The organism is Ruminococcus sp. AF17-12 (genome assembly GCF_003479245.1).
Classification (GTDB): domain Bacteria; phylum Bacillota; class Clostridia; order Lachnospirales; family Lachnospiraceae; genus Blautia_A; species Blautia_A fusiformis.
In genome coordinates this window covers 13,657-35,289 of sequence record NZ_QUGY01000005.1, presented here as the reverse complement: position 1 = coordinate 35,289, position 21,633 = coordinate 13,657, and the positions used below count along the sequence as shown (strand labels likewise).

At 46.5% G+C, this 21,633-nt stretch carries 16 protein-coding genes; 11 read left to right on the top strand and 5 right to left on the bottom strand.

Annotated features, from left to right (window positions below; genetic code table 11):
* Positions 1 to 68 precede the first annotated feature (68 nt).
* From DWW77_RS06605 to DWW77_RS06575, 7 genes are all read left to right on the top strand, one after another.
* Entirely contained in the window at positions 69 to 2,066 is a 1,998-nt protein-coding gene (locus tag DWW77_RS06605) for a hypothetical protein (protein WP_118608329.1), read from the top strand.
* The gene (locus tag DWW77_RS06600) at positions 2,056 to 2,766 is read left to right on the top strand and encodes a glycosyltransferase family 2 protein (RefSeq protein ID WP_118608328.1); all 711 of its coding nucleotides are present in this window, start codon (positions 2,056 to 2,058) and stop codon (positions 2,764 to 2,766) included. Before DWW77_RS06605 ends, DWW77_RS06600 begins: the two co-directional genes overlap by 11 nt.
* Positions 2,767 to 2,784: 18 nt before the next feature.
* Entirely contained in the window at positions 2,785 to 5,043 is a 2,259-nt protein-coding gene (locus DWW77_RS06595; RefSeq protein WP_118608327.1) for a DUF2298 domain-containing protein, read from the top strand.
* A gap of 136 nt (positions 5,044 to 5,179) precedes the next feature.
* On the top strand, positions 5,180 to 5,761 hold the full coding sequence (locus DWW77_RS06590; protein ID WP_118608326.1) for an HD domain-containing protein: 582 nt from the start codon (positions 5,180 to 5,182) through the stop codon (positions 5,759 to 5,761).
* Positions 5,762 to 5,773: 12 nt separating this feature from the next.
* Positions 5,774 to 6,856 carry an L-threonylcarbamoyladenylate synthase gene (locus DWW77_RS06585; protein WP_118608449.1) on the top strand — a complete coding sequence of 361 codons (1,083 nt, stop codon included), beginning with the start codon at positions 5,774 to 5,776 and terminating at the stop codon, positions 6,854 to 6,856.
* Entirely contained in the window at positions 6,837 to 7,265 is a 429-nt protein-coding gene (rpiB, locus tag DWW77_RS06580) for a ribose 5-phosphate isomerase B (RefSeq protein WP_015527166.1), read from the top strand. Before DWW77_RS06585 ends, rpiB begins: the two co-directional genes overlap by 20 nt.
* A 38-nt stretch (positions 7,266 to 7,303) precedes the next feature.
* Positions 7,304 to 7,798 carry a deoxycytidylate deaminase gene (locus DWW77_RS06575; protein WP_015527165.1) on the top strand — a complete coding sequence of 165 codons (495 nt, stop codon included), beginning with the start codon at positions 7,304 to 7,306 and terminating at the stop codon, positions 7,796 to 7,798.
* A gap of 86 nt (positions 7,799 to 7,884) precedes the next feature.
* Here the strand turns inward: DWW77_RS06575 and DWW77_RS06570 are convergent, their stop codons facing one another.
* A complete protein-coding gene (locus DWW77_RS06570; RefSeq protein ID WP_118608325.1) occupies positions 7,885 to 10,569 on the bottom strand; it encodes a sensor histidine kinase in 2,685 nt (894 codons plus the stop codon).
* Between the two features lie 42 nt (positions 10,570 to 10,611).
* Positions 10,612 to 11,313, bottom strand: coding sequence for a response regulator transcription factor (locus tag DWW77_RS06565; protein ID WP_118608324.1), 702 nt, complete (start codon positions 11,311 to 11,313; stop codon positions 10,612 to 10,614).
* A 209-nt stretch (positions 11,314 to 11,522) separates the two neighbouring features.
* On the opposite strand from DWW77_RS06565, the gene DWW77_RS06560 reads away from it, so the two are divergent.
* Positions 11,523 to 12,485 carry a radical SAM protein gene (locus DWW77_RS06560; protein WP_330364138.1) on the top strand — a complete coding sequence of 321 codons (963 nt, stop codon included), beginning with the start codon at positions 11,523 to 11,525 and terminating at the stop codon, positions 12,483 to 12,485.
* A gap of 182 nt (positions 12,486 to 12,667) precedes the next feature.
* Here the strand turns inward: DWW77_RS06560 and DWW77_RS06555 are convergent, their stop codons facing one another.
* Positions 12,668 to 14,107 carry a TrkH family potassium uptake protein gene (locus DWW77_RS06555; RefSeq protein WP_118608323.1) on the bottom strand — a complete coding sequence of 480 codons (1,440 nt, stop codon included), beginning with the start codon at positions 14,105 to 14,107 and terminating at the stop codon, positions 12,668 to 12,670.
* 12 nt (positions 14,108 to 14,119) lie between these two features.
* Positions 14,120 to 15,478 carry a Trk system potassium transporter TrkA gene (gene trkA, locus DWW77_RS06550; protein WP_118608322.1) on the bottom strand — a complete coding sequence of 453 codons (1,359 nt, stop codon included), beginning with the start codon at positions 15,476 to 15,478 and terminating at the stop codon, positions 14,120 to 14,122.
* 254 nt (positions 15,479 to 15,732) lie between these two features.
* On the opposite strand from trkA, the gene DWW77_RS18265 reads away from it, so the two are divergent.
* Genes DWW77_RS18265 through DWW77_RS06535 form a run of 3 tightly spaced genes read left to right on the top strand, consistent with a single transcriptional unit; the run spans position 15,733 to position 17,008 of the window.
* Positions 15,733 to 16,104, top strand: a complete 372-nt coding sequence (locus tag DWW77_RS18265) for a spore coat associated protein CotJA (protein ID WP_286187997.1) — start codon at positions 15,733 to 15,735, stop codon at positions 16,102 to 16,104.
* Entirely contained in the window at positions 16,101 to 16,382 is a 282-nt protein-coding gene (locus DWW77_RS06540) for a spore coat protein CotJB (RefSeq protein WP_353616920.1), read from the top strand. Before DWW77_RS18265 ends, DWW77_RS06540 begins: the two co-directional genes overlap by 4 nt.
* Before the next feature lie 2 nt (positions 16,383 to 16,384).
* Positions 16,385 to 17,008, top strand: a complete 624-nt coding sequence (locus DWW77_RS06535) for a manganese catalase family protein (protein WP_118608320.1) — start codon at positions 16,385 to 16,387, stop codon at positions 17,006 to 17,008.
* Positions 17,009 to 17,142: 134 nt separating this feature from the next.
* Here DWW77_RS06535 and DWW77_RS06530 read toward each other — a convergent pair whose 3' ends face one another.
* Positions 17,143 to 21,384, bottom strand: a complete 4,242-nt coding sequence (locus DWW77_RS06530; protein WP_118608319.1) for a 2-hydroxyacyl-CoA dehydratase — start codon at positions 21,382 to 21,384, stop codon at positions 17,143 to 17,145.
* Positions 21,385 to 21,633 lie beyond the last annotated feature (249 nt).

Genomic DNA, 21,633 nt, shown 5'->3' with positions numbered 1-21,633 from the left:
AAAAATGTGAATAGCCTTTTCATAGGAAGGTGATTCTGCTATACTTTACGTGAATTAAGGAGAATCCTATGCTTGGAATCATTTATCTTATATTATGTATGTTAACAGGAATGGAAATGGCAGGATGTCTGTTTCCGCGTCAAACAACTGAAAGAGGAAACAGGATATGGGTGGTCCTGCCGGCAGCGTTTGGGATGGGAATCCTGATGCTGACCTGGGCAGTCTATATTCTTTCCTGGATGTTCAGCGTATGCGCGGGGGCAGAGCATCCTCTTTTTTATGGAAATCTGATCGTATTTCTGGTAGATATCCTGCTGCTTTCGGGAATTTTCCGGTGGAAAAAGAAAAAACAGCAAAAAATGTTTGTGATATCCGAACGGATGATCAGCAGAAAATGGATCCTGAAAAAAGAGCTTCTGCTTTTTGGCATTTTGACGGCTTTTGTGACCTGGATGATGTTTTACGTTTTCCATATGAAAGACGGCATTCTGTACTCCGGCTTTTCGGTATACGGAGATTATGCACCCCACACGGCAATGATGCGATCTTTTTCAAGGGGAAATAATTTTCCTACCCAGTATCCGCATTATGGCGGGCAGGATGTGAAATATCATTTTATGCTCCAGTTCCTTGTGGGAAATCTGGAGTATCTGGGCCTTCGTCTTGATCTGGGATATAATCTGGTAAGCATCCTGTCTCTGGCGGGATTTCTTATGGTGCTTTACGGGATCAGCTACCGGATGTTCAAAAGCTTCTGGGCAGGGGCAGCTGCCATTGTTTTCTTTTTTTTTCGCAGCGGAACAGCGTTCTGGCGTTATCTGTGGGAACATCTTCAGGCGGGGGACTTTGTACGGACTCTGGAAGAAAATACGGCGTTTATCGGTTATACTACCAATGAAAATTGGGGATTATGGAATTTCAATGTATATCTGAACCAGCGTCATCTGGCTTTCGGCCTTCTGATGGCAGCTGTAGCGGTATGGATCTTTATGGATTGGGTGGAAGCCGGATGCAGTCACAAGGAGCAGGGATTTTTGTGGGTCCGTAACCGTTTTTTTACAAAAAAAGCCTGGATCTGCAGAAATGTGGATACGGCGATCCTTCTGGGGCTGTTTCTGGGATTAACTGCCTTCTGGAACGGGGCTGCGCTGATCGGCGGCCTTCTGATCCTTGCCGGACTGGTAGTGTTTTCTGACGGTAAACTGGATTATGTGATCTGTGCCGGACTGGCGGTGCTTTTTTCGGAACTGCAGTCGAAGATCTTTGTGTCGGGAAGTGTTATGAGTCCATCCTTTTATTGGGGCTTTCTGGCAGACAATAAAAGCATTTCCGGTGTACTCTGGTATCTGGTGGAGATCAGTGGATTTTTCTTTGTGGGAATGATCGTGGCGGCAGTATTTCTGAAGAGAGGTCAGCGGGCAGTGCTGATGGGCTGTTTGCTTCCAATGGCATTTGCATTTCTGGTATCTCTGACTCCGGACATCAATGTCAATCATAAATATGTGATGATTTCCTATGCCTTTGTGACAGTTTTCTGGGGATGGATCGTAAGATGTGTTTTCCTTGCAGGGAAAAACAGCTGGAAGAAATGGGCCGGTCGCGCAGCGGCAGCGGTCCTTTGTATCTGTCTTAGTGCAACGGGAATCTATGATTACGTGATCATCTTAAGAGACAACGATTCCGCACACAGGATGACTGTAAATATGGAAAGCAGCCTGACGGACTGGCTCAGTGCAAATCTTAAGAAAAATGATCTTCTGCTGACACCGGAATATACCATGAACGAGGTCACTATGTCCGGTGCCATGCTGTATTGCGGATGGCCTTATTATGCATGGTCTGCAGGGTACGATACGGGCTATCGTGCCGGCCAGGCAGTGCTCATATATACCACGGATGATCCGGAGCTACTGAAAGCTACCGTAAAACAGGAAAAGATCACATATATCCTGTTTGAGGAGGATATGGAATTTGAACAGCAGGAATGTCGTGAGGATATCATCAGAGAGACATATCCACTGGTGTATACCTCAGAGGATGGGAGAATAAGAATCTATGAAACATGACAGCTTATATATCATTATGCCGGCATATAATGAAGAAAAAAATATCGGGACCGTGATCGAGCAATGGTATCCGGTAGTGGAGAGGATCGGCGGGGACAGCCGCCTGGTGATCCTGAATGATGGCAGCAAAGATGCTACCTACAAAAAAATACAGAACTATCAGAAAAATTATGACCGTCTTATCGGAATCGATAAACCGAATGAAGGCCATGGAGGAACAATCCTTCGGGGATATCGTTACGCAGTAGAAAAAGGTGCCGATTATATTTTTCAGACGGATTCAGACGGGCAGACACTTCCGGAGGAATTCTGGCAGTTCTGGGAAAAACGTCAAAAGTGCGGGCTTCTTATCGGTTACCGGCAGAAAAGAGAGGATGGGCTTTCCAGGATTTTTGTGACAAGAATACTGCGGCTTGTGCTTTTCCTTATTTTTGGTACCTGGGTAAAAGATGCAAATACGCCATATCGGCTGATGGATGGAAAACAGCTCGCCAAAGTACTGAAGCGTATCCCAGGCGGATTTTTCCTTTCCAATGTGCTGATGACCGTGATCTATGAAAAACATCATCTTTATGTGGAATATATCCCCATTACATTCCGACCGAGACAGGCCGGAAAAAATTCTATCAACATGAAACGGATCATAAAGATCGGAAGACAGGCATTTGCGGACTTTATCCGTCTGCGGGGCAGGATCTGATACAGGAGGGACAGAAGGATGAAAAAAAAGATCAGAGAATTATTTCCGGAGCTGACTGCAGCAGTGCTCCTGACAGTACTTTCTGCGTATCTCCTGGGAGGAGATGTATGGACATTCTGGACCTGGTGGCTGCTTGCGCTGTTTATGGGAATGGTGGCAATGCCGGTTACAGGAAGGCTTTTTGGTGGTTTTGAAGACCGGGGATGGCTTTTTTCAAAGGTACTTGCCATTGCGGTTACCGGATTTCTCACCTGGCTTCTGGTAGCGGTGGAAATCCTTTCTTTTACAGCAGCAGTGTGTGTAGGAGTATCTGTGGCTGTTGGCATTTTATGTGCTGTACTTTTTCATGTTCAGCTGAAGCATGGCATTGAATGTTATCCGTCAGGAAAGATGCAGTTGATCTTTCGGGAGGAGCTTCTGTTCTTTGGGATCTTTCTGCTGTGGACTTATCTGGCAGGATTCCGGCCGCAGGCATATGGAACAGAGAAATTTATGGATTATGGCTTCATGGAGGCCATGATGCGGAGCAAAACTCTTCCTGCACGTGATCTCTGGTATTCACAGGGAACCATCAATTATTACTATGGCGGGCAGTATTTTGCAGTATTTCTTACGAAGCTTACAGGAAGCAGAGTGGAAGTGACTTATAATCTGATGCGTACCTTTGTGGCAGCGTTTGCCTTTGTATATCCGTTTTCCCTGGTCCGTCAGATGACGAAGGACAGGCTGTATGGACGACTGGATGGAAAGAAGAAATATATTCCTTCACTAGCAGGAGTTACTGCAAGTATTGCAGTATCTATCGCGGGAAATGTACATTATATCGTCTACCGTTGTGTACTGCCGCTGATCCGGAAGATACAGGGAGTGGCAGAAACAGCCAGCTACTGGTTCCCGGATGCAACTCGTTACATAGGGTATAATCCGGTGAATGACAGTGATAAGACCATACATGAATTCCCATGCTATTCCTTTGTTCTGGGAGATCTTCATGCCCATGTGGTAAATGTGATGTTTGTGACATTTCTGGTGGGAATGCTCTATGCATGGCTGAAAATGATCCGAAAAAGAGGGCCTGAGCCTGAAAAACAGGAACGCAGTGTTTTCTGGCTGAGACAGCTTCTGATGCCGCATATCCTTTTGGCGTCCGTTTTTCTTGGCATGTTCCAGTGGACCAATTACTGGGATTTTGTGATCTATTTTGTAGTGACCGGTGGAGTTGTCCTGATCGCAAATATCATACGATTTGAGGGAAAGATAATCAGGATCCTGGCAGTGACGATCGTACAGGCAGTGGAGATCATAGGTCTCTCTTATCTGGTGATCCTGCCCTTTACATTGAAATTTGATACGATGGTACAGGGGGTGGCACTGGCACAGCATCATTCACTGTGGTATCAGCTTCTGATCCTCTGGGGACTTCCGGTGCTCCTTACTGTTTTGCTGATCCTGTCTGTCATCACAGAAAAAATGAAGGGACTGAAGCATAAAAGTCTTTACAGGCTGCTGGAGGCGATCACAGTTCCGGATCTTTTTGCAGTGATCATGGGCTCATGTGCTATCGGACTGGTTTTGATCCCGGAGCTTGTATATGTGCGGGATATTTATGAAAATGGAAATGCCAGAGCCAATACTATGTTCAAGCTGACGTATCAGGCATATATACTTTTCGGAATGACAATGGGATATGGGATTTATCGTATGCTGGTGATATCCAGACAGAAGATCATCCGGATCCTTTCAGGTGTGGGGCTTTTTGTACTGCTCTGGACCGTGGGCTATTTCGGAAATGCCGTGCATTCCTGGTTTGGGGATGTCTGGAAGGTTTCGGAGTATCAGGGACTGGATGCAACTACATTTCTTGAGCAGGATTTTCCTCAGGATGCGTCGGCGATCCGCTGGCTGAAGCAGAATATCAAGGGCTCTCCTGTGGTGCTCGAGGCTAACGGGGACAGCTATACCGGATATGAGAGAGTTTCTGCATCTACGGGGCTTCCGACCGTACTGGGATGGTATGTGCATGAATGGCTCTGGAGAAATAATGTACCTGACCTCAATGAAAAAAGTGCGGACATCCAGACTATTTATACAGCTACTGATGCAGAGACGGTAAAAAAACTGATCAGTCGTTATGATATTTCCTATATCTTTGTAGGAGGACAGGAAAAAGAAAAATACGGAACAGAGCTTAATGACCGTGTTCTTCAGAGTCTGGGAAGCATTGTCTTTGAAGATGATATGTCAGGAACCTACATTGTGAAGGTGGAGCAGGATTGACATTTTTTCCATAATAACGCTATAATGTAACTATTATGTAGCTATCTGTTAACGGATATGCTCAGCAGGAGATTTCTGCTGAGCAGTATACAGAAAAAAGTGATAGTTGCAGTATGGCAGCAGAGAGGAGGATATTATGAACAGAATCGACAGACTTTATATGGAAATGATCCATTATTATCAGGGGGATCCGAAGCATATCCAGCATTTTGTGAAGGTGCATGATCTTTCAAGGCTGATCGGCCAGAGTGAGGGTCTGGATGAAGATACGATGTATGTTCTGGAAGCTGCGGCTCTCGTTCATGATATCGGGATCAAAGTCGGTATGGAAAAATACGGACGCTCTGATGGAAAGACGCAGGAAGCAGAAGGTCCGGCAGCTGCCAGAGAGATGCTTACCGCACTGGGCTTTCAGGAGAGGGTGATCCGCAGAGTGGAATATCTGGTAGGACATCATCATACCTATAAGGATATTGACGGGCTGGATTATCAGATCCTTGTGGAAGCTGATTTTCTGGTTAATTATTTTGAAGATGGACTGGATAAAGAACATATAAAGAAAAGTGCAGAAAAGATCTTTAAAACAGAAACAGGTAAAAAAATAGTAAAAGACATGTTTTTCACGGAGATTTTTCAGAAATCCGAAACCGGGGCACAGGATGCCCTTCAGGATCTGGAAGATTTTATTGAAGAGCAGGGGATTTATATCAGACAGTAAATGGAGCGTAAAATGAAAGCAGAAATAGCAGTTATGACAGCGGAGAATATAGACAGAAAGGCAATTGCCAGAGGTGGCGAGATCCTGAAAAACGGCGGGCTTGTGGCATTTCCCACAGAGACTGTATACGGCCTTGGAGGAAATGCCCTGGATCCGAAAGCATCGATGAAGATCTATGCAGCCAAGGGAAGACCTTCGGACAATCCGCTGATCGTACATATCGCAGATATCCGTGACCTGGATAAGATCGTTACGGAGGTTCCTGAAAAAGCCAGAGTACTGGCTGAGAAATACTGGCCGGGTCCGCTGACAATGATCCTTCCCAAGGCAGATATCGTGCCAAAGGAAACAACCGGAGGATTGGACAGTGTGGCAGTACGTTTTCCAAGTGATCCTATCGCACAGGAGCTGATCCTTGCGGCTGGCGGATATGTGGCAGCGCCAAGTGCCAATACTTCCGGAAGACCAAGTCCTACGACAGCGGGACATGTGGCAGAGGATCTGGGAGAAGCCATTGATATGATCATTGATGGAGGCCAGGTAAATATCGGTCTGGAATCTACGATCGTAGATTTTACAGAAGACATACCGGTAGTCCTGCGGCCGGGATATATTTCCCTGGGAATGCTCCGGGAAACACTTGGAGATGTAAGGATGGATAAGGGGCTGATCAAACCGGATAGCAAGGTCCATCCAAAAGCACCGGGAATGAAATACCGTCATTATGCACCAAAGGCAGATCTTGCCATTGTGGAGGGGTCCACAGAGGGTGTGATCGCGGAGATCGAAAAAAGAGCCGGAGAGGCTGAGGAGAAGGGACTGACTGTGGGGATCATCGCAACAGATGAAACAAAAGGCCGATATTCACATGGAATCGTAAAGAGTATCGGAAGCCGGGAGCAGGAAGAAACCATCGCGCATCATCTGTACGAGGTCCTGCGTGATTTTGACAGCTGTAATGTAAGTGCCATTTATTCAGAGGCATTTTTTACACCAAGAATGGGACAGGCGATCATGAACCGCTTACTGAAAGCGGCTGGTCATAAAATTATCAACGTTGAGGAGGAGAAAGAAAATGATAGCACTGGGATGTGATCATGGCGGCTATGAGCTGATGCAGGAGGTAAAGAAGCATCTGGAAGAGAGAGGACTGGAGTACAAAGATTTTGGATGCAATGGTCCGGAATCTGTAGACTATCCTGTTTATGGAAAGAAAGTAGCACAGGCGATCGTGGACGGTGAGTGTGAGAAAGGAATCCTGATCTGCGGAACAGGTATCGGAATTTCCATCACTGCTAATAAATTCAAGGGAATCCGTGCTGCACTTTGTACAGATTGCTTTACTGCAGAGGCAACAAGACTTCATAACGATGCCAACATTCTGGCCATGGGCGGTCGTGTAGTAGGACCGGGACTTGCTCTGAAGATCGTGGATACATTCCTGGATACACCATTTTCCGGGGATGAGCGTCATATCAGAAGGATCAACATGATCGAGGATTGATCGATCAGTAAGAAACCAATAGAAAAAGAGGATTCTGTATGGATAAAAAAGGACAGAAACGACAGGGATATCTTTCCTGGGATGAGTATTTTATGGGTGTTGCCATGCTTTCCGGCATGCGTTCCAAGGACCCGCATTCACAGGTTGGTGCCTGTATCGTAAGTGAAGATAACAAGATCCTGTCAATGGGGTACAATGGATTTCCAAAGGGATGTTCCGATGATGAGTTTCCCTGGGGAAGAGAAGGAGATCCGCTGGATACCAAATATCTTTATGTGACACACAGTGAGCTCAATGCCATCCTGAACTACCGAGGAGGAAGTCTGGAAGGTGCCAAGCTTTATGTGTCCCTGTTTCCCTGCAACGAATGTGCCAAGGCTATTATCCAGGCAGGGATCAGGACTATCGTATACGACTGTGATAAATATGCAGATACTCCGTCGGTGATCGCATCCAAAAAAATGCTGGATGCAGCTGGAGTCCGGTATTATAAATATAACCGGACAGACCGTGAGATCACCATTAAAGTGTAAAAGAGAACAAAAATAAGAGAAAAACAGCAGCCTGGCTCCTGATTCATCATATCATCAGGGCTTCCGCTGCTGTTTTTTATGAATGGTTAAGAATGTGCTTCGGAAAGAGAATCTTCCGGTGCGGATAAGACTGTGGGAGAGATCTTCTGTGGAAAACTTAAGCAGACTTTGAAAAGGTCACCGTCCAGATAAAGTTTAAAGGTGCCACCTTGAAGCTGGGTAAGGCTCTGTGCGATGGATAATCCAAGTCCGCTGCCTTCTGTATTTCTGGCAACATCGCCGCGGATGAAACGTTCGGTCAGTTCTTCAGCCGGAATATTCAGAGGCTGTGCGGAAATATTTTTCAGGGTAAAGATGACTTGATCTTTTTCCAGAAGAACTTCTGCATAGACTCTTGTGTTCTCCATGGCATATTTCAGAATATTGCCGAAAAGATTTTCAAGGATACGCCACATCCGTCTGCCATCGGCATAGATCATGGCAGGAAAATCAGGCAGATGTGTCATCAGGGTCAGATGTCTGCTTTTCATCCGTTCTTCGAATTCACCCATCACCTGGTAAAGCATTTCCACAAAGTTCAGTTCCGTCATTTCCAGAGAAAGATTTCCGGTACTGGCTTTGGAAGCTTCCACTACATCTTCGGTCAGACTTTTCAGACGATGTGCCTTTGAGTCCAGGATCTCAAGATATTTCAGTGCTTCCGGATCTTTGAGGTTCAGCCTTTTCAGCAGATCAATGTAATTGATGATGGAAGTCAGCGGCGTTTTCAGATCATGGGAGACATTGGTGATCAATTCGGTTTTCATACGCTCATCTTTGAGGCTTTTTTCCACGGCAGCGTCCAGCCCGTCACCAATGCGGTTGATATACTGTGCCATTGCCTTCTGATCACCACGGAGTTCCTTTTCCGGGATCTTGTAAGTGAGCTCTCCATCGGTGATACGTTTCAGACCATCAAGGAGGAGTTCCCGCCCAAGAGCAATTTTGTAGACGCAGAAAAGCGCGCCCAGATCCAGAAGAAATAGAAGCAAAAACATCAGGAACCATCCATCAGATGCCGCGAGCAGGGCACTGAAGAAAAATTCAAGAAATAGAAATACGCCAAGTCCCACTACCATACGTATTCTGCTGATGGTATTCCTGGAGAAAAAATCGATCAGCTTACCGGCTTTACAAAGACACAGACGGGGAAGCTTCAGGCATTTGCGAAGCAGGCTGTTTTTCCACAGGGTGCGAGCTTTGATCCTGCGGATCAGGCTTAAATAGCCGATCCAGAACAGGCACGTGATCAGGAAAATCGTGATACCCAGGATGATCAGGGAGGAGACAAGGTTATAGGTGCAAGCTTGCATGCTCAGTCCTGCGGTCAATACACCAAGTGCCGGGATACACACGAGTCCAGCTGCTGCTTCCGTATAGATCCTGTCAAAAAAGTTCAGTTCTGGTTGAGCAGTGTCTGTATTACCGCTAGCGGAATTTCTTTTTCCGGTGTGGACAGTAAGCCAGATAAAATCTATGATAAAGAGCAGAAAACTGATCACGGTGATCACAGCAGCCGGGATAAATAAAGTACGATAAGTCAGGAAATGCTGTCTGTCAGTTTTAATGGAATCCTGTACAGGAAGGCTGGTATCATCGATCCAGGCAAGAAAACTGCAGTTTTCATCGTATGTGGAGTTTCGAAGGAGATCGATCCAGTTTCCTACAGAAGGGTTTGCAGCAGCGGAAAGGTTCAGATTCATAAGACCATTCCGGGCATTTTTCTCATCTGTGGCGGCTTCGTTGACACTTAGGAACACGTAAGGCTTTTTGTCTGAAAAACCGGAAATATCAGTCAGGTCGGAAGTATAGGCTGCATCTGTATTTGTGAAGATTTTCTGTGAGGTGTTATCCGTATAGGCATAATGGATATTGGAATTATCACTGCTGTATTCATCCAGTGTCTGAGCAGCTTCTGTCCAGCTGGAAAAAAGATCCCGGGCATTATCCAGCTGCTCAAAGGCATCGTTCAGGTTCCCTTTGAAATTCCTGGTTTTGGATGAGGTGGAATTCATGTAATCCAGGAGACTGTCGTAACCTTCCGGTGCACAGGGGATTTCAAGGATCGGAGTGAGCATATTTGCCACATCTGTGTAAACCACGTTTCCGTTTTTGTCTGTGATGTTTTTCAAAGGTTCCTGTGACTGGATGCCGCCGTCTGCATATTCGGCGCTCAGAGAGGAAAGAATACGCTCAGTCCAGTCTTTCTGGGAAATTCCCTCGTATTTCAGGGCACCGGAGTTGGCATTTAGCTGCAGGGTTCCGTCTTCCAGAGCCTTTTTGAAATCGGAATAGTACATATATTTTGTTTCACCCTCCGGGGTGGTAAGGCTCAGGACGATCCAGCTATCATTGGAATGGATCGTCTGTGAGCTCCATTCCTTAAGATCATTGAAGGAATAGGCTAGTCCGGAGGTGTTTTTGAAGGAGAGAGAATCTCCGTTATAAAGCTCTCCGAGATCAATGTATGCATCTTCGTTTGTTTTATCCAGGATTTCTCTGGCTGAGATTCCGGACAGGATTGTGGAAGCTTTTGAGTAAAAGCTGTCAGCAAAAGCAGAGGTCTGGAAATAATCCTTTGTTTTAAGATCTTCTGCAGAGTCCATCCGGATACCTGCCTGGATCACCAGTGCCGCTGAAAAGACCATGATCAGAGGCAGGATAAGGGCAAGGACAAGAGCAGGAATGCGCATAAATGAACGGTTTTTTTCCGTATGTTTATTTTTATTCATAATACCCCTTTCTGAAGTACAGATACTTCATGGCCGGCTGGCTCACCGGCTCAGTTTTTCGATTTTATAACCCAGGCCCCAGACAACTTTCAGATAGCGGGGATCCCTGGGGTTGATCTCAATCTTTTCGCGAATGTGACGGACGTGGACGGCTACCGTGTTATCTGCGGCCAGAGCATCTTCATTCCAGATGCTCTCGTAGATCTGTGTGGTGGAAAAAACACGTCCGGGATTTTTCATGAGAAGAAGCAGGATATTATATTCGATGGGCGTCATCCGTACCGCTTCTCCATCTACCAGCACTTCTTTTTTGTCATCGTTTACCGTAAGACCTCCGGTTGAGTAGATGTGTTCTGATGCTGCCGGTGCAGCGGAGCCAAGCTGTGTGTACCGGCGCAGCTGGGATTTTACCCTGGCGATCAGCTCCAGAGGATTGAAAGGTTTGGTGATATAGTCATCTGCACCGATGTTAAGGCCAAGGATTTTGTCCGTGTCTTCAGATTTTGCGGACAGGATGATGATGGGCAGAGGATTGCATTCCCGGATCTTGACCGTTGCCCGGATCCCGTCGAGACGGGGCATCATCACATCGATGATCAGTAGATCTACAGTTTCGCTGTTCAGGATATCCAGTGCTTCCTGTCCGTCATAGGCTTTCAGAATGTGATAGCCTTCCTGCGTAAGATAGATTTCGATAGCTTCCACGATGTCTTTGTCGTCATCGCAAACAAGTATGTTAGCCACTTTTTTGTACCTCCCTGATGTTATTAGAATAGCAGCCGGAAATTAAGACGAAAGGGGTAAATTCTTAAGATTCCATGAAATCCATTGTACTATATTAAGGATATAGTGTAAACAGAGAAAGCCTTGTTGGCAGCAGACGTGATGTGCTAAACTAGTACTAGATAACAGAAAATAACGATATTGGAAGAAAGATCAGGAGAAAAGTGAAAGTGGAGAATGAAAATAAAATCAGCAGTATGGCAGGGAGCGCGCACTGTACGGAAGAAATTATGTCAGCTTGTGCTCTTTGTCCAAGAGAATGCCTGGCAGACCGGAGTGCAGGGAAAAAAGGCTTCTGTGGCATGGATGAGAGAATTTATCTGGCAAGGGCTGCACTTCATATGTGGGAGGAACCCTGTATCTCCGGAACAAAAGGCTCCGGGGCAGTGTTCTTTTCCGGGTGCGGGCTGCGCTGCTGTTTCTGCCAGAATCATGATATTGCCATCGGGAGCAGGGGACGGGCTGTAAGTGTGGAACGGCTTGGAGAGATTTTTCTGGAACTGAAGGAAAAAGGAGCTGCAAACATCAATCTGGTAACAGGTGCACACTATGTACCACAGATCATAGAGGCACTGGATATGGCCCGAAGGAATGGTCTGGATATTCCGGTGGTGTATAATTCCAGCGGGTATGAAAAAACAGAAACCCTGAAGCTTCTGGAAGGATATGTGGACATTTATCTTCCGGATCTGAAATATCTGGATCCGGAGCTTGCACAGAAATTTTCTTATGCGCCGGATTATGTGCAGGCTGCAAAGGCTGCAATTGGAGAGATGGTGCGTCAGACCGGGAAATGTGAGTTTGGAGAGGATGGATACATCCGGAAAGGAACTATTGTCCGTCATCTGATCCTGCCGGGACATACAGGAAATTCCATAAAGGCTCTGAGGTATCTTCATGAAACCTATGGGGAAGATATTTATATCAGTATTATGAATCAGTATACGCCGGTGAGAAAATTTGTGGAATTTAAGGAATTAAACCGGAAAGTTACAAAAAGAGAGTATGAAAAAGTTCTGGATGCTGCTGTGGATATGGGGATTCAGAATGGATTTATACAGGAAGGAGAAACTGCTTCAGAAAGCTTTATTCCGGATTTCGATTATGAGGGAGTGGAAAAAAATACTCCATAAATGGAAGGAGGCCGGTACTTTCGTACCGGCGCGTATGAAAAAGAAAAATATTATAGAAAGTTCATCACCTTCTATGACCTATAATATACAGTAAAAATGTGAAGAAAGTGTGTCTAACATTTGAAATAAATGTGAAAAGAACAATTTATGCCACAAACATAGCAAAATATGACGAATATTTATCAGAATTTCTTCCAGGTTTCACGAAGGAAAAGGATCAGGATCGGAAATAGCTCCAGTCGGCCGGCCAGCATATCGAAAGAAAGGACCAGCTTGGACAGCGGAGAAAAGATCCCGAAGTTTCCTGTAGGACCGATCAGGGAAAGACCGGGACCCACATTGTTTAAAGTGGTGACTACGGCTGTGAAATTTGTTACAAGATCAAATTCATCAAAACTGATGATAAAGATAGATGCAGCCACGATCATCAGATAAACGATCATATAAATATTGGTGGCACGCATAACTTCGTGAGACACCGCTTTTCCGTCCATTTTGATCTTTTTTACTGCATTGGGATGCAGATAAAGATGCAGTTCCTTGCGAACAGATTTTGCAAGAAGCAGAAGACGGGAAATCTTGATTCCGCCGCCTGTACTGCCAGCACAGGCACCACAGAAGGTAAGCAGTACCAGAATCGTTCTGGATACCGCAGGCCACTGGTTAAAATCCGTAGTGGCATAACCGGTGGTGGTGATAATAGAACCAACCTGGAAAAATGCCTGCTGAAGTGCTTCCCACACATTGTCAAACAGATGTCGGACATTGAGTGTGATCATCAGGGCAGAAGCGATGATCACAAAGAAGTAGCAGCGGACCTCTTCAGATTTCAATGCCTGAGAAAACTTCCTGGTGAGAAGAAGAAAATAGACATTGAAGTTTACGCCAAACAGGATCATAAAGATAGTGATGACGATCTGAATATATAAGCTGTAACTTCCCATACTGTCGGATTTGATTCCGAACCCACCGGTTCCGGCAGTTCCAAATGCTGCACAGAGACTGTCGTAAAGAGGCATCCCCCCAAGAAGCAGGAGGATGATCAGTGCAACAGTGAGTGCAATGTAGATCTTGTACAGGATCTTGGCAGTTGACTGGACTTTTGGAAGAAGCTTTCCTACGGAAGGACCGGGGCTTTCTGCCTTCATAAGGTTCATATGATAGCCACCTGCAAGCGGAAGCAGTGTCAGGATAAATACCAGAACACCCATACCACCGATCCAGTGGGAAAAACATCTCCAGATATTGATGCTGTAAGGCATCTGTGATGGATCGGAGAGAATACTGGAACCGGTTGTAGTGAAACCGGAAACAATCTCAAAAAAAGCATCAATGGGATTCGGGATAGCCCCGCTGAGCACAAACGGCACAGCACCGACAATACTGAGGACGATCCAGCTTAAAGCAGTAGTCACAAGGCCTTCACGGGCGTAAAACGCTTTCTTGGACGGTTTGCGGCTGACCAGTGGAACACCGATCGCCAGGCATGCCAGAATTGTGATCACAAAGGCGATTCCGGCTTTTTCACGGTAGATAAGGGCTGTGATACTGGGAACCAACATGCAGACTGCTTCCACGTTCATGATCCATCCCAGGATATAAACAATAATTGAATAATTCATTTTTCAGTACCTCTATTTTGCAAGTATGTCTGTGATGTCACGGAGGCCTTTGTGAGTGGTTACAATGATGACCGTGTCGCCTACCTGAATGGTATCCTGACCACGGGGAATGCGGATGCGGCCGTTGCGGTTCAGGCATCCCACCAGAAGATTCTTGCGGAGATTCAGCTCTGCAAGAGGGATATAAGTTACGGCAGATTCCTCACGGATCGCAAATTCCAGTGCTTCTGCATTGCCATCCAGAATATGATAAAGGGTTTCTACGTTGCTGCCGATGCTGTTCTGAGTGGCACGGACATACTGCAGGATATAATCAGCAGTGATATTTTTCGGGTAGATGACACTTCCGATATCCAGGGAGTCGATGACATCATCAAATTCCAGACGGTTGACCTTGGCAACCAGCTTGGCATCGGAGATGCTTTTGGCAAAGAGAGCAAGAAATACATTTTCCTCATCCAGATTTGTCAGAGTGACAAAGGATTCGGACTCGGAAAGTCCTTCTTCTAGCAGAAGAGAACGGTTCGTTCCGTCACCATTGATGATAGTTGCATTTGGAAGCAGTTCGCTTAAGTGCTCGCAGCGATTTTTGTTCTGCTCGATAATCTTGACACTGATCTTCATATCCAGAAGTGCATGGGCAAGATAATAGGAAATGGTTCCGCCACCTACGATGATACAGTTTTTGACCTGATTGGTCTTGAGACCGATCTTACGGAAAAATGCCGCTGCATTAAGCGGAGAGGCCAGAATGGAAACCATATCTCCGTCGTGTATAATGTGATCACCACCAGGAATGGATACATTGTCACGGCTTTCAATCGCGCAGACCAGAATATCACTTCGGAAAGCATCTGAGATCTGGGAAACGCTCATTCCGTCCAGCTTGAATTCCGGGAGAACTTTAAACTTGAGAAGTTCTACACGACCACGTGCAAAGGTGTCAATCTTGATCGCAGATGGAAAACGGAGAAGCCGTGAAATTTCCTGGGCAGCGGCAAGCTCCGGGTTAATGATCATGGTAACACCAAGACGTTCTTTGATGAATCCGATTTCTTTTTCATAAATGGGGTTACGGACGCGGGCGATAGTCTGGCAGTGGTTGGCCTTCTGCGCGATCAGACAGCAGAGAAGGTTCAGCTCGTCAGAAGCGGTAACTGCGATCAGGATATCTGCAGTATCAACACCTGCCTCCATTAAAGTATTGATGCTGGCACCATTACCGACGATTCCCATAGCGTCGATATTTTCGCAGAGATCATTGATCTTGTCGGCGATAACGTCGACAAGAGTGATATCAATATCCTCTGCCTGAAGCTGCTCTGCAAGATTTCTACCGACTTTTCCGCAGCCTACAATAATTACCTGCATAATTTCCTCCTTCAATAGCCGGTCAGGGCTACAAATCATAAGTAAAAGCGCCCATCCGTGTAAAGATAGGTAAAGATAAGCAAGGATATTATAGCACTGTATATCTGATTTTTAAACAGTAATATTTTCCTGTATATATAGAAAAAAATGGCAGAAAGATAGATATATGTGAAGGAAAGTGGACATTACGGTTTTCACAAGTTTAAAAAACTGTCATAAAATATAGCGTGATCATGAATGAAAGGATTTCGCTTATGGATAGATTTCAGATGAATCGTTCGGGATGCCGGCCATATCAGTATACCTGTGGCATGAATGGCGGAATGGCAGCCAGGAACGATCGTTCATTTTCAGATATGGCAAATCACGGTAACCAGAACGGGAACCATTGCAACAGCATGAAGAAAAATATGCCGAAGGAAACCTGTGGATGCAAAATGCCGGGAACCGGAAACCGTGCTGACCAGGAGATGTATTCGCATCTTAAACATCTGGTTCCTGCAATGGCTTATGTGCCATGCCAGGAATTTGCACCTACGTTTGAACTGAAAAAGGCGCTTCAGGTTGGAACAATCTTTCCTGAGCTTTGCAAGCCGTTCTGTGGCAGGAGAGGAGGCCGTAGATGATGTCCGGAAACTGTACTTCAAAAAAAGAACTGTTACAGTCCATTGACCAGGTAAGCTTTGCCATTGATGACCTTCTTCTTTTCCTGGATACACATCCAAGGGAAAAAAGAGCTCTTGAGTATTACAGCGAACTGAGCACCAGAAGAAATGAACTTCTGAAAAAATATGCGAAACTTTATGGTCCGCTGACCGTCGATACCGGAAACGACAGCAATCTTAGCTCCTGGCAGTGGATGGAGCAGCCGTTTCCGTGGGAACAGGAAGGAGGGTGCAGATAGTTATGTGGAATTATGAAAAAAGACTCCAGTATCCTGTAAATATCAAGACGCCCAATGCAAAACTGGCACAGTTCATCGCCAGTCAGTACGGCGGGCCCGATGGCGAGATTGGCGCTTCCATGCGGTATCTTTCTCAGAGATTTACCGCACCGAACCGGATGGTCGCAGCGGTGCTGAATGATGTGGGCACGGAAGAATTAGCCCATTTGGAAATTGTATCCACCATTGTCCATCAGCTGACAAAGGATCTTTCTATGGAAGAAATCGAGAACAGTGGACTTGGGCCGTATTATATTGACCACACGGTGGGAATCTGGCCGCAGGCTGCAGGTGGAGTGCCCTTTAATGCCTGCGAATTCCAGAGTAAGGGTGATCCGATCACGGATCTGTTTGAAGATCTGGCAGCAGAACAGAAGGCACGCTCCACCTACGATAATATCCTCCGGGTGGTGAAAAATATCCCGGAGGTTGCAGATCCCATCCGTTTCCTTCGGGCAAGAGAGGTAGTCCATTTCCAGCGTTTCGGTGAAGCACTGAGATCCGTGCAGGAGCAGCTGGATGCCAAAAATTTCTATGCCTTTAACCCGAGCTTTGATGCTCCGTGCAAAGCCTCCTGTGAAGAGTGATGGATCAGAGAAAAAATCTGTCTGACAGGAATCATATCTGAAATAAAAAGAGCTGCACAGCCGGCAGGGATCCTGCGGCTGTGCAGCTTTGAATTTGTTTTTGGGAAAAAGATGTTTGTAACCTGCATTTCTTGTTATGCGTCTTTTTTATCGTCTTTATGCAGATTCTTCTGTGCTGTGGAAAGCATAAGCTTGATCCTGTTCAGCTGATTTACTTCGCTGGCACCTGGATCGTAGTCGATGGCAACAATGTTGGCTTCCGGATGCTCACGGCGAACTTCCTTGATGACACCTTTTCCTACGATGTGGTTCGGCAGGCATCCAAAAGGCTGGATGCAGACGATGTTCGGGACACCGCCGTGGATGAGTTCCATCATTTCTCCGGTCAGGAACCATCCTTCACCGGTCTGATTTCCGGCAGAAACGATGGGCGCAGCCATTTTTGCAAGATCACGGATATCTGCGGCCGGTGTAAAGTGGCGGCTCTGCTCCAGAGCCTCATTTGCTGTTTTTCTCAGCCAGTCGATGGCTCTGAGACCAAGATTTGCGATGGTTGCCTTGGATTTCTTGAATCCAAGCTTTTCAACCTTGAAATTCTGGTTGTAGAAGCAGTAGCAGATAAAGTCAATAAGATCCGGAACAACCGGTTCTGCCCCTTCTGCCTCCAGAAGATCTGCCAGGTGGTTGTTGGCAGCAGGCAGGAACTTGACAAGGATCTCACCTACGATACCAACGCGAGGCTTTTTCTCATCGGAGATCGGGATCGTATCAAAATCATGGACCATCTCACGGCACATTTTTTTGAAGGTACCATGGCTGACGTTGCTGCCTGTTACGAAGGCAATGACGCGCTGCTCCCAGATTTTGTGCTTGCGGTTTACGATGCCCTTTTCCAGCTCGTAAGGACGCATGCGATATACGCATTTCATCAGGATATCACCGAATACGGCACCGTAAACGATACGCCTGATCAGCGGCAGTGTCAGCTTAAAGCCAGGGTTGCTCTCCAGTCCGCTTAAGTTGAGGGAGATAACCGGAATCTGTTCCATGCCGGCTTTTTTCAGAGCACGGCGGATGAATGCGATATAGTTGGAGGCACGGCAGCCGCCGCCTGTCTGAGACATGATGACTGCAGTTTTGTTCAGGTCATATTTGCCGGAAAGAAGAGCATCCATGATCTGTCCCACAACCATCAGGGACGGATAGCAGGCATCGTTGTTTACATATTTAAGGCCCACATCAACAGCATGCTTGTTGTCGTTGGGGAGGACTTCCAGGTTATAGCCGGATGCTTTAAAAGCAGCCTCAAAGATTCCGAAGTGGAATGGAGACATCTGCGGGCAGAGAATGGTGTACTCCTTACGCATCTGCTTGGTAAAGGATATCTTCTCAATGGAAGCCGGATTGATGTTCCTTTTTTTATTCTGTGCCTGTTTTGCACGGATAGCAGCGATCAGGGAACGGATACGGATCCTTGCCGCACCCAGGTTGTTGACCTCATCGATTTTCAGGCAGGTGTAGATCTTGTCACTTCCATCCAGGATCTCATAAACCTCATCGGTGGTAACGGCATCAAGTCCGCATCCGAAGGAATTCAGCTGGATCAGATCCAGATCCTCTCTTGTTTTTACAAAATTTGCGGCAGAGTAGAGACGGGAGTGATACATCCACTGGTCGTTGACACGGATGGGACGCTCCAGATGTCCAAGGTGTGCAACGGAGTCTTCGGTAAATACGGCGATTCCGTAGCTGTTGATCATATCCGGGATACCGTGGTGGATTTCCGGGTCAATATGGTATGGACGGCCTGCAAGAACGATTCCGCGGCGTCCGGTTTCTTTCAGGTACTGCAGGGTTTCCTCACCCTTTTTCTGGATATCCGTATGTACGGCTGCAAGTTCTTCCCAAGCCTTGTGGGCAGCAGCTTTGACCTCGGCGGCAGGTATATCCTGGAATTCTTCCACAAGGCGGTTTGTAAGGATCTCCTCGGAAGTAAATGCCAGGAACGGGTTGCGGAAAGTGATGGACGGATCGTTAAGTTCGTCCACATTGTTCTTGATGTTTTCCGCATAGGAAGTAACGATCGGGCAGTTATAATGGTTGACTGCATCCGGGAACTCGTTGCGCTCGTAAGGGATGCACGGATAGAAGATAAACTTCACACCGTTACGGATCAGCCATGTGACATGTCCGTGAGCAAGTTTTGCAGGATAGCATTCGGACTCACTTGGGATGGACTCGATACCCAGCTCATAGATCTTACGTGTGGAAGTCGGAGAAAGCACCACCTGGTATTTCAGTTCGGTAAAGAAAGTATACCAGAACGGGTAATTCTCAAACATGTTCAGAACACGAGGGATACCGACCTGTCCACGGGATGCCTTGTCTGCGGAAAGTGGCTCGTAGGAAAAAATTCTCTTATATTTATAGTCGAAAAGGTTCGGGATATGATCCTTGTTCTTTTCTTTTCCAAGTCCGCGCTCACAGCGGTTTCCACTGATATATTTGCGGCCGCCGGAGAATTTGTTGATGGTCAGACGGCAGTTGTTGGTACATCCGCGGCAGTTCGCCATGGAGGTGGTGTACTGCAGGCTGTTGATCTGATCAATGGAAAGCATGGAAGTTTTTTCACCCTCCTGATAGCGTTCCCTTGCGATCAGAGCGGCACCGAAGGCACCCATGATTCCGGCGATATCCGGGCGGATAGCCTGACAGTTGGCAATTTTCTCAAAACTGCGGAGAACCGCGTCATTGTAGAAGGTACCACCCTGTACAACGATGTGTTTGCCAAGCTCGGAAGCATCGGAAACCTTGATAACTTTGTAGAGGGCGTTTTTGATAACGGAGTAGGCAAGACCAGCGGAGATATCGGAAACTTCGGCGCCTTCTTTCTGTGCCTGCTTAACCTTGGAGTTCATAAATACAGTACAGCGTGTTCCAAGATCAATAGGATGTTTTGCAAAAAGAGCTGCTTTTGCAAAGTCCTGTACGGTGTAGTTCAGGGATTTTGCGAAAGTCTCGATAAAGGAACCACAACCGGAGGAACATGCCTCGTTAAGCTGTACACTGTCTACCGTCTGGTTACGGATCTTGATGCATTTCATATCCTGACCGCCGATATCCAGGATGCAGTCTACTTCCGGATCAAAGAAAGCAGCTGCATAGTAATGGGAAACAGTCTCAACCTCACCTTCATCAAGAAGAAGAGCCGCTTTGATCAGGGCCTCGCCGTAACCGGTGGAGCAGGAAAAGGCAATCTCGGCGTCTTCCGGAAGGAGTTCATAGATCTCCTGGATGGAACCGATGGTGGTCTTCAGCGGATTTCCGTTATTATTGCTGTAGAATGAGTACAGAAGTGTTCCGTCTTCGCCTACCAGTGCAGTTTTGGTGGTGGTGGAACCGGCGTCGATTCCCAGGAAACATTTTCCCTTATATGTAGAAAGGTCGCCTGTTTTTACCTTGTAGGCGCTCTGGCGGTCATGGAAGGCCTGATAGTCCTCCTCTGTGGCAAAAAGCGGCTCCATACGTTCTACCTCAAAGTCCAGTTTGATGGTGGTACGCATGCGTTCCTTCAGTTCAACCAGAGATACGGTTACGTCTTGCTTCGCGTTGAGGGCGGAGCCGATGGCTGCGAACAGATGGGAATTGTCCGGCGCGATAATGTGTTCGTCATCCAGCTTCAGGGTGCGGATAAAAGCGGTCTTCAGTTCGGAAAGGAAGTGAAGCGGGCCGCCCAGGAATGCAACGTGTCCGCGGATCGGTTTACCGCAGGCAAGACCGGAGATGGTCTGGTTGACAACTGCCTGGAAAATGGAAGCGGAAAGGTCTTCCTTGGTTGCTCCGTCGTTGATCAGCGGCTGGATATCTGTCTTTGCGAAAACACCGCAGCGTGCCGCAATGGGATAAAGAGCCTTGTAATGTTTGGCGTATTCATTAAGACCTGGTGCATCGGTCTGGAGCAGAGATGCCATCTGGTCAATGAAGGAACCGGTACCGCCGGCACAGATGCCATTCATACGCTGCTCTACATTTCCGTTTTCGAAATAGATGATCTTGGCATCCTCGCCTCCAAGCTCGATAGCAACATCCGTCTTTGGTGCCAGCTTCTGCAGGGAAGTGGATACGGCGATAACCTCCTGTACAAAAGGTACTTCCAGATGATTGGCAAGTGTCAGTCCGCCGGAACCTGTAATGACCGGACAGAGTGTCAGTTCACCAAGCTGATCCTCAGCTTTCTGAAGAAGATCTGCAAGGGTTTCCTGGATATTTGCAAAATGTCTCTCATAGTCGGAGAAGACAAGCGTATCGTTTTCGTCTAAGATCGCAATCTTAACAGTGGTGGAACCAATGTCAATTCCAAGTGTGTGTTTCTTCATAAAAAATTGATTTCCTCCTCGTTGTATCTATACAGGGGTTGCCCGACTCTGACATTTCTGTCAGATGGGAGTTGTTTCTTCTTATTATAAAGGATTTTTAAGCGAATATCCTATATTATACGATATCGTTTAAAAAATGGCAATGTAAAAGTTTAACAATCAGTAGCCGTAAAGAAAAAAATGTGTTATGATATTGACTAAAAGTTCCGGATAGTGACTGTGCCAGGAGGCAGTTTGGGCTGCTTTTTA

Coding starts and splice junctions, on each gene's coding strand:
- DWW77_RS06605 (WP_118608329.1), top strand. CDS start 69: ATGCTTGGAATCATTTATCTTATATTATGTATGTTAACAGGAATGGAA.
- DWW77_RS06600 (WP_118608328.1), top strand. CDS start 2,056: ATGAAACATGACAGCTTATATATCATTATGCCGGCATATAATGAAGAA.
- DWW77_RS06595 (WP_118608327.1), top strand. CDS start 2,785: ATGAAAAAAAAGATCAGAGAATTATTTCCGGAGCTGACTGCAGCAGTG.
- DWW77_RS06590 (WP_118608326.1), top strand. CDS start 5,180: ATGAACAGAATCGACAGACTTTATATGGAAATGATCCATTATTATCAG.
- DWW77_RS06585 (WP_118608449.1), top strand. CDS start 5,774: ATGAAAGCAGAAATAGCAGTTATGACAGCGGAGAATATAGACAGAAAG.
- rpiB (WP_015527166.1), top strand. CDS start 6,837: ATGATAGCACTGGGATGTGATCATGGCGGCTATGAGCTGATGCAGGAG.
- DWW77_RS06575 (WP_015527165.1), top strand. CDS start 7,304: ATGGATAAAAAAGGACAGAAACGACAGGGATATCTTTCCTGGGATGAG.
- DWW77_RS06570 (WP_118608325.1), bottom strand. CDS start 10,569: ATGAATAAAAATAAACATACGGAAAAAAACCGTTCATTTATGCGCATT.
- DWW77_RS06555 (WP_118608323.1), bottom strand. CDS start 14,107: ATGAATTATTCAATTATTGTTTATATCCTGGGATGGATCATGAACGTG.
- trkA (WP_118608322.1), bottom strand. CDS start 15,478: ATGCAGGTAATTATTGTAGGCTGCGGAAAAGTCGGTAGAAATCTTGCA.
- DWW77_RS18265 (WP_286187997.1), top strand. CDS start 15,733: ATGGATAGATTTCAGATGAATCGTTCGGGATGCCGGCCATATCAGTAT.
- DWW77_RS06540 (WP_353616920.1), top strand. CDS start 16,101: ATGATGTCCGGAAACTGTACTTCAAAAAAAGAACTGTTACAGTCCATT.
- DWW77_RS06535 (WP_118608320.1), top strand. CDS start 16,385: ATGTGGAATTATGAAAAAAGACTCCAGTATCCTGTAAATATCAAGACG.
- DWW77_RS06530 (WP_118608319.1), bottom strand. CDS start 21,384: ATGAAGAAACACACACTTGGAATTGACATTGGTTCCACCACTGTTAAG.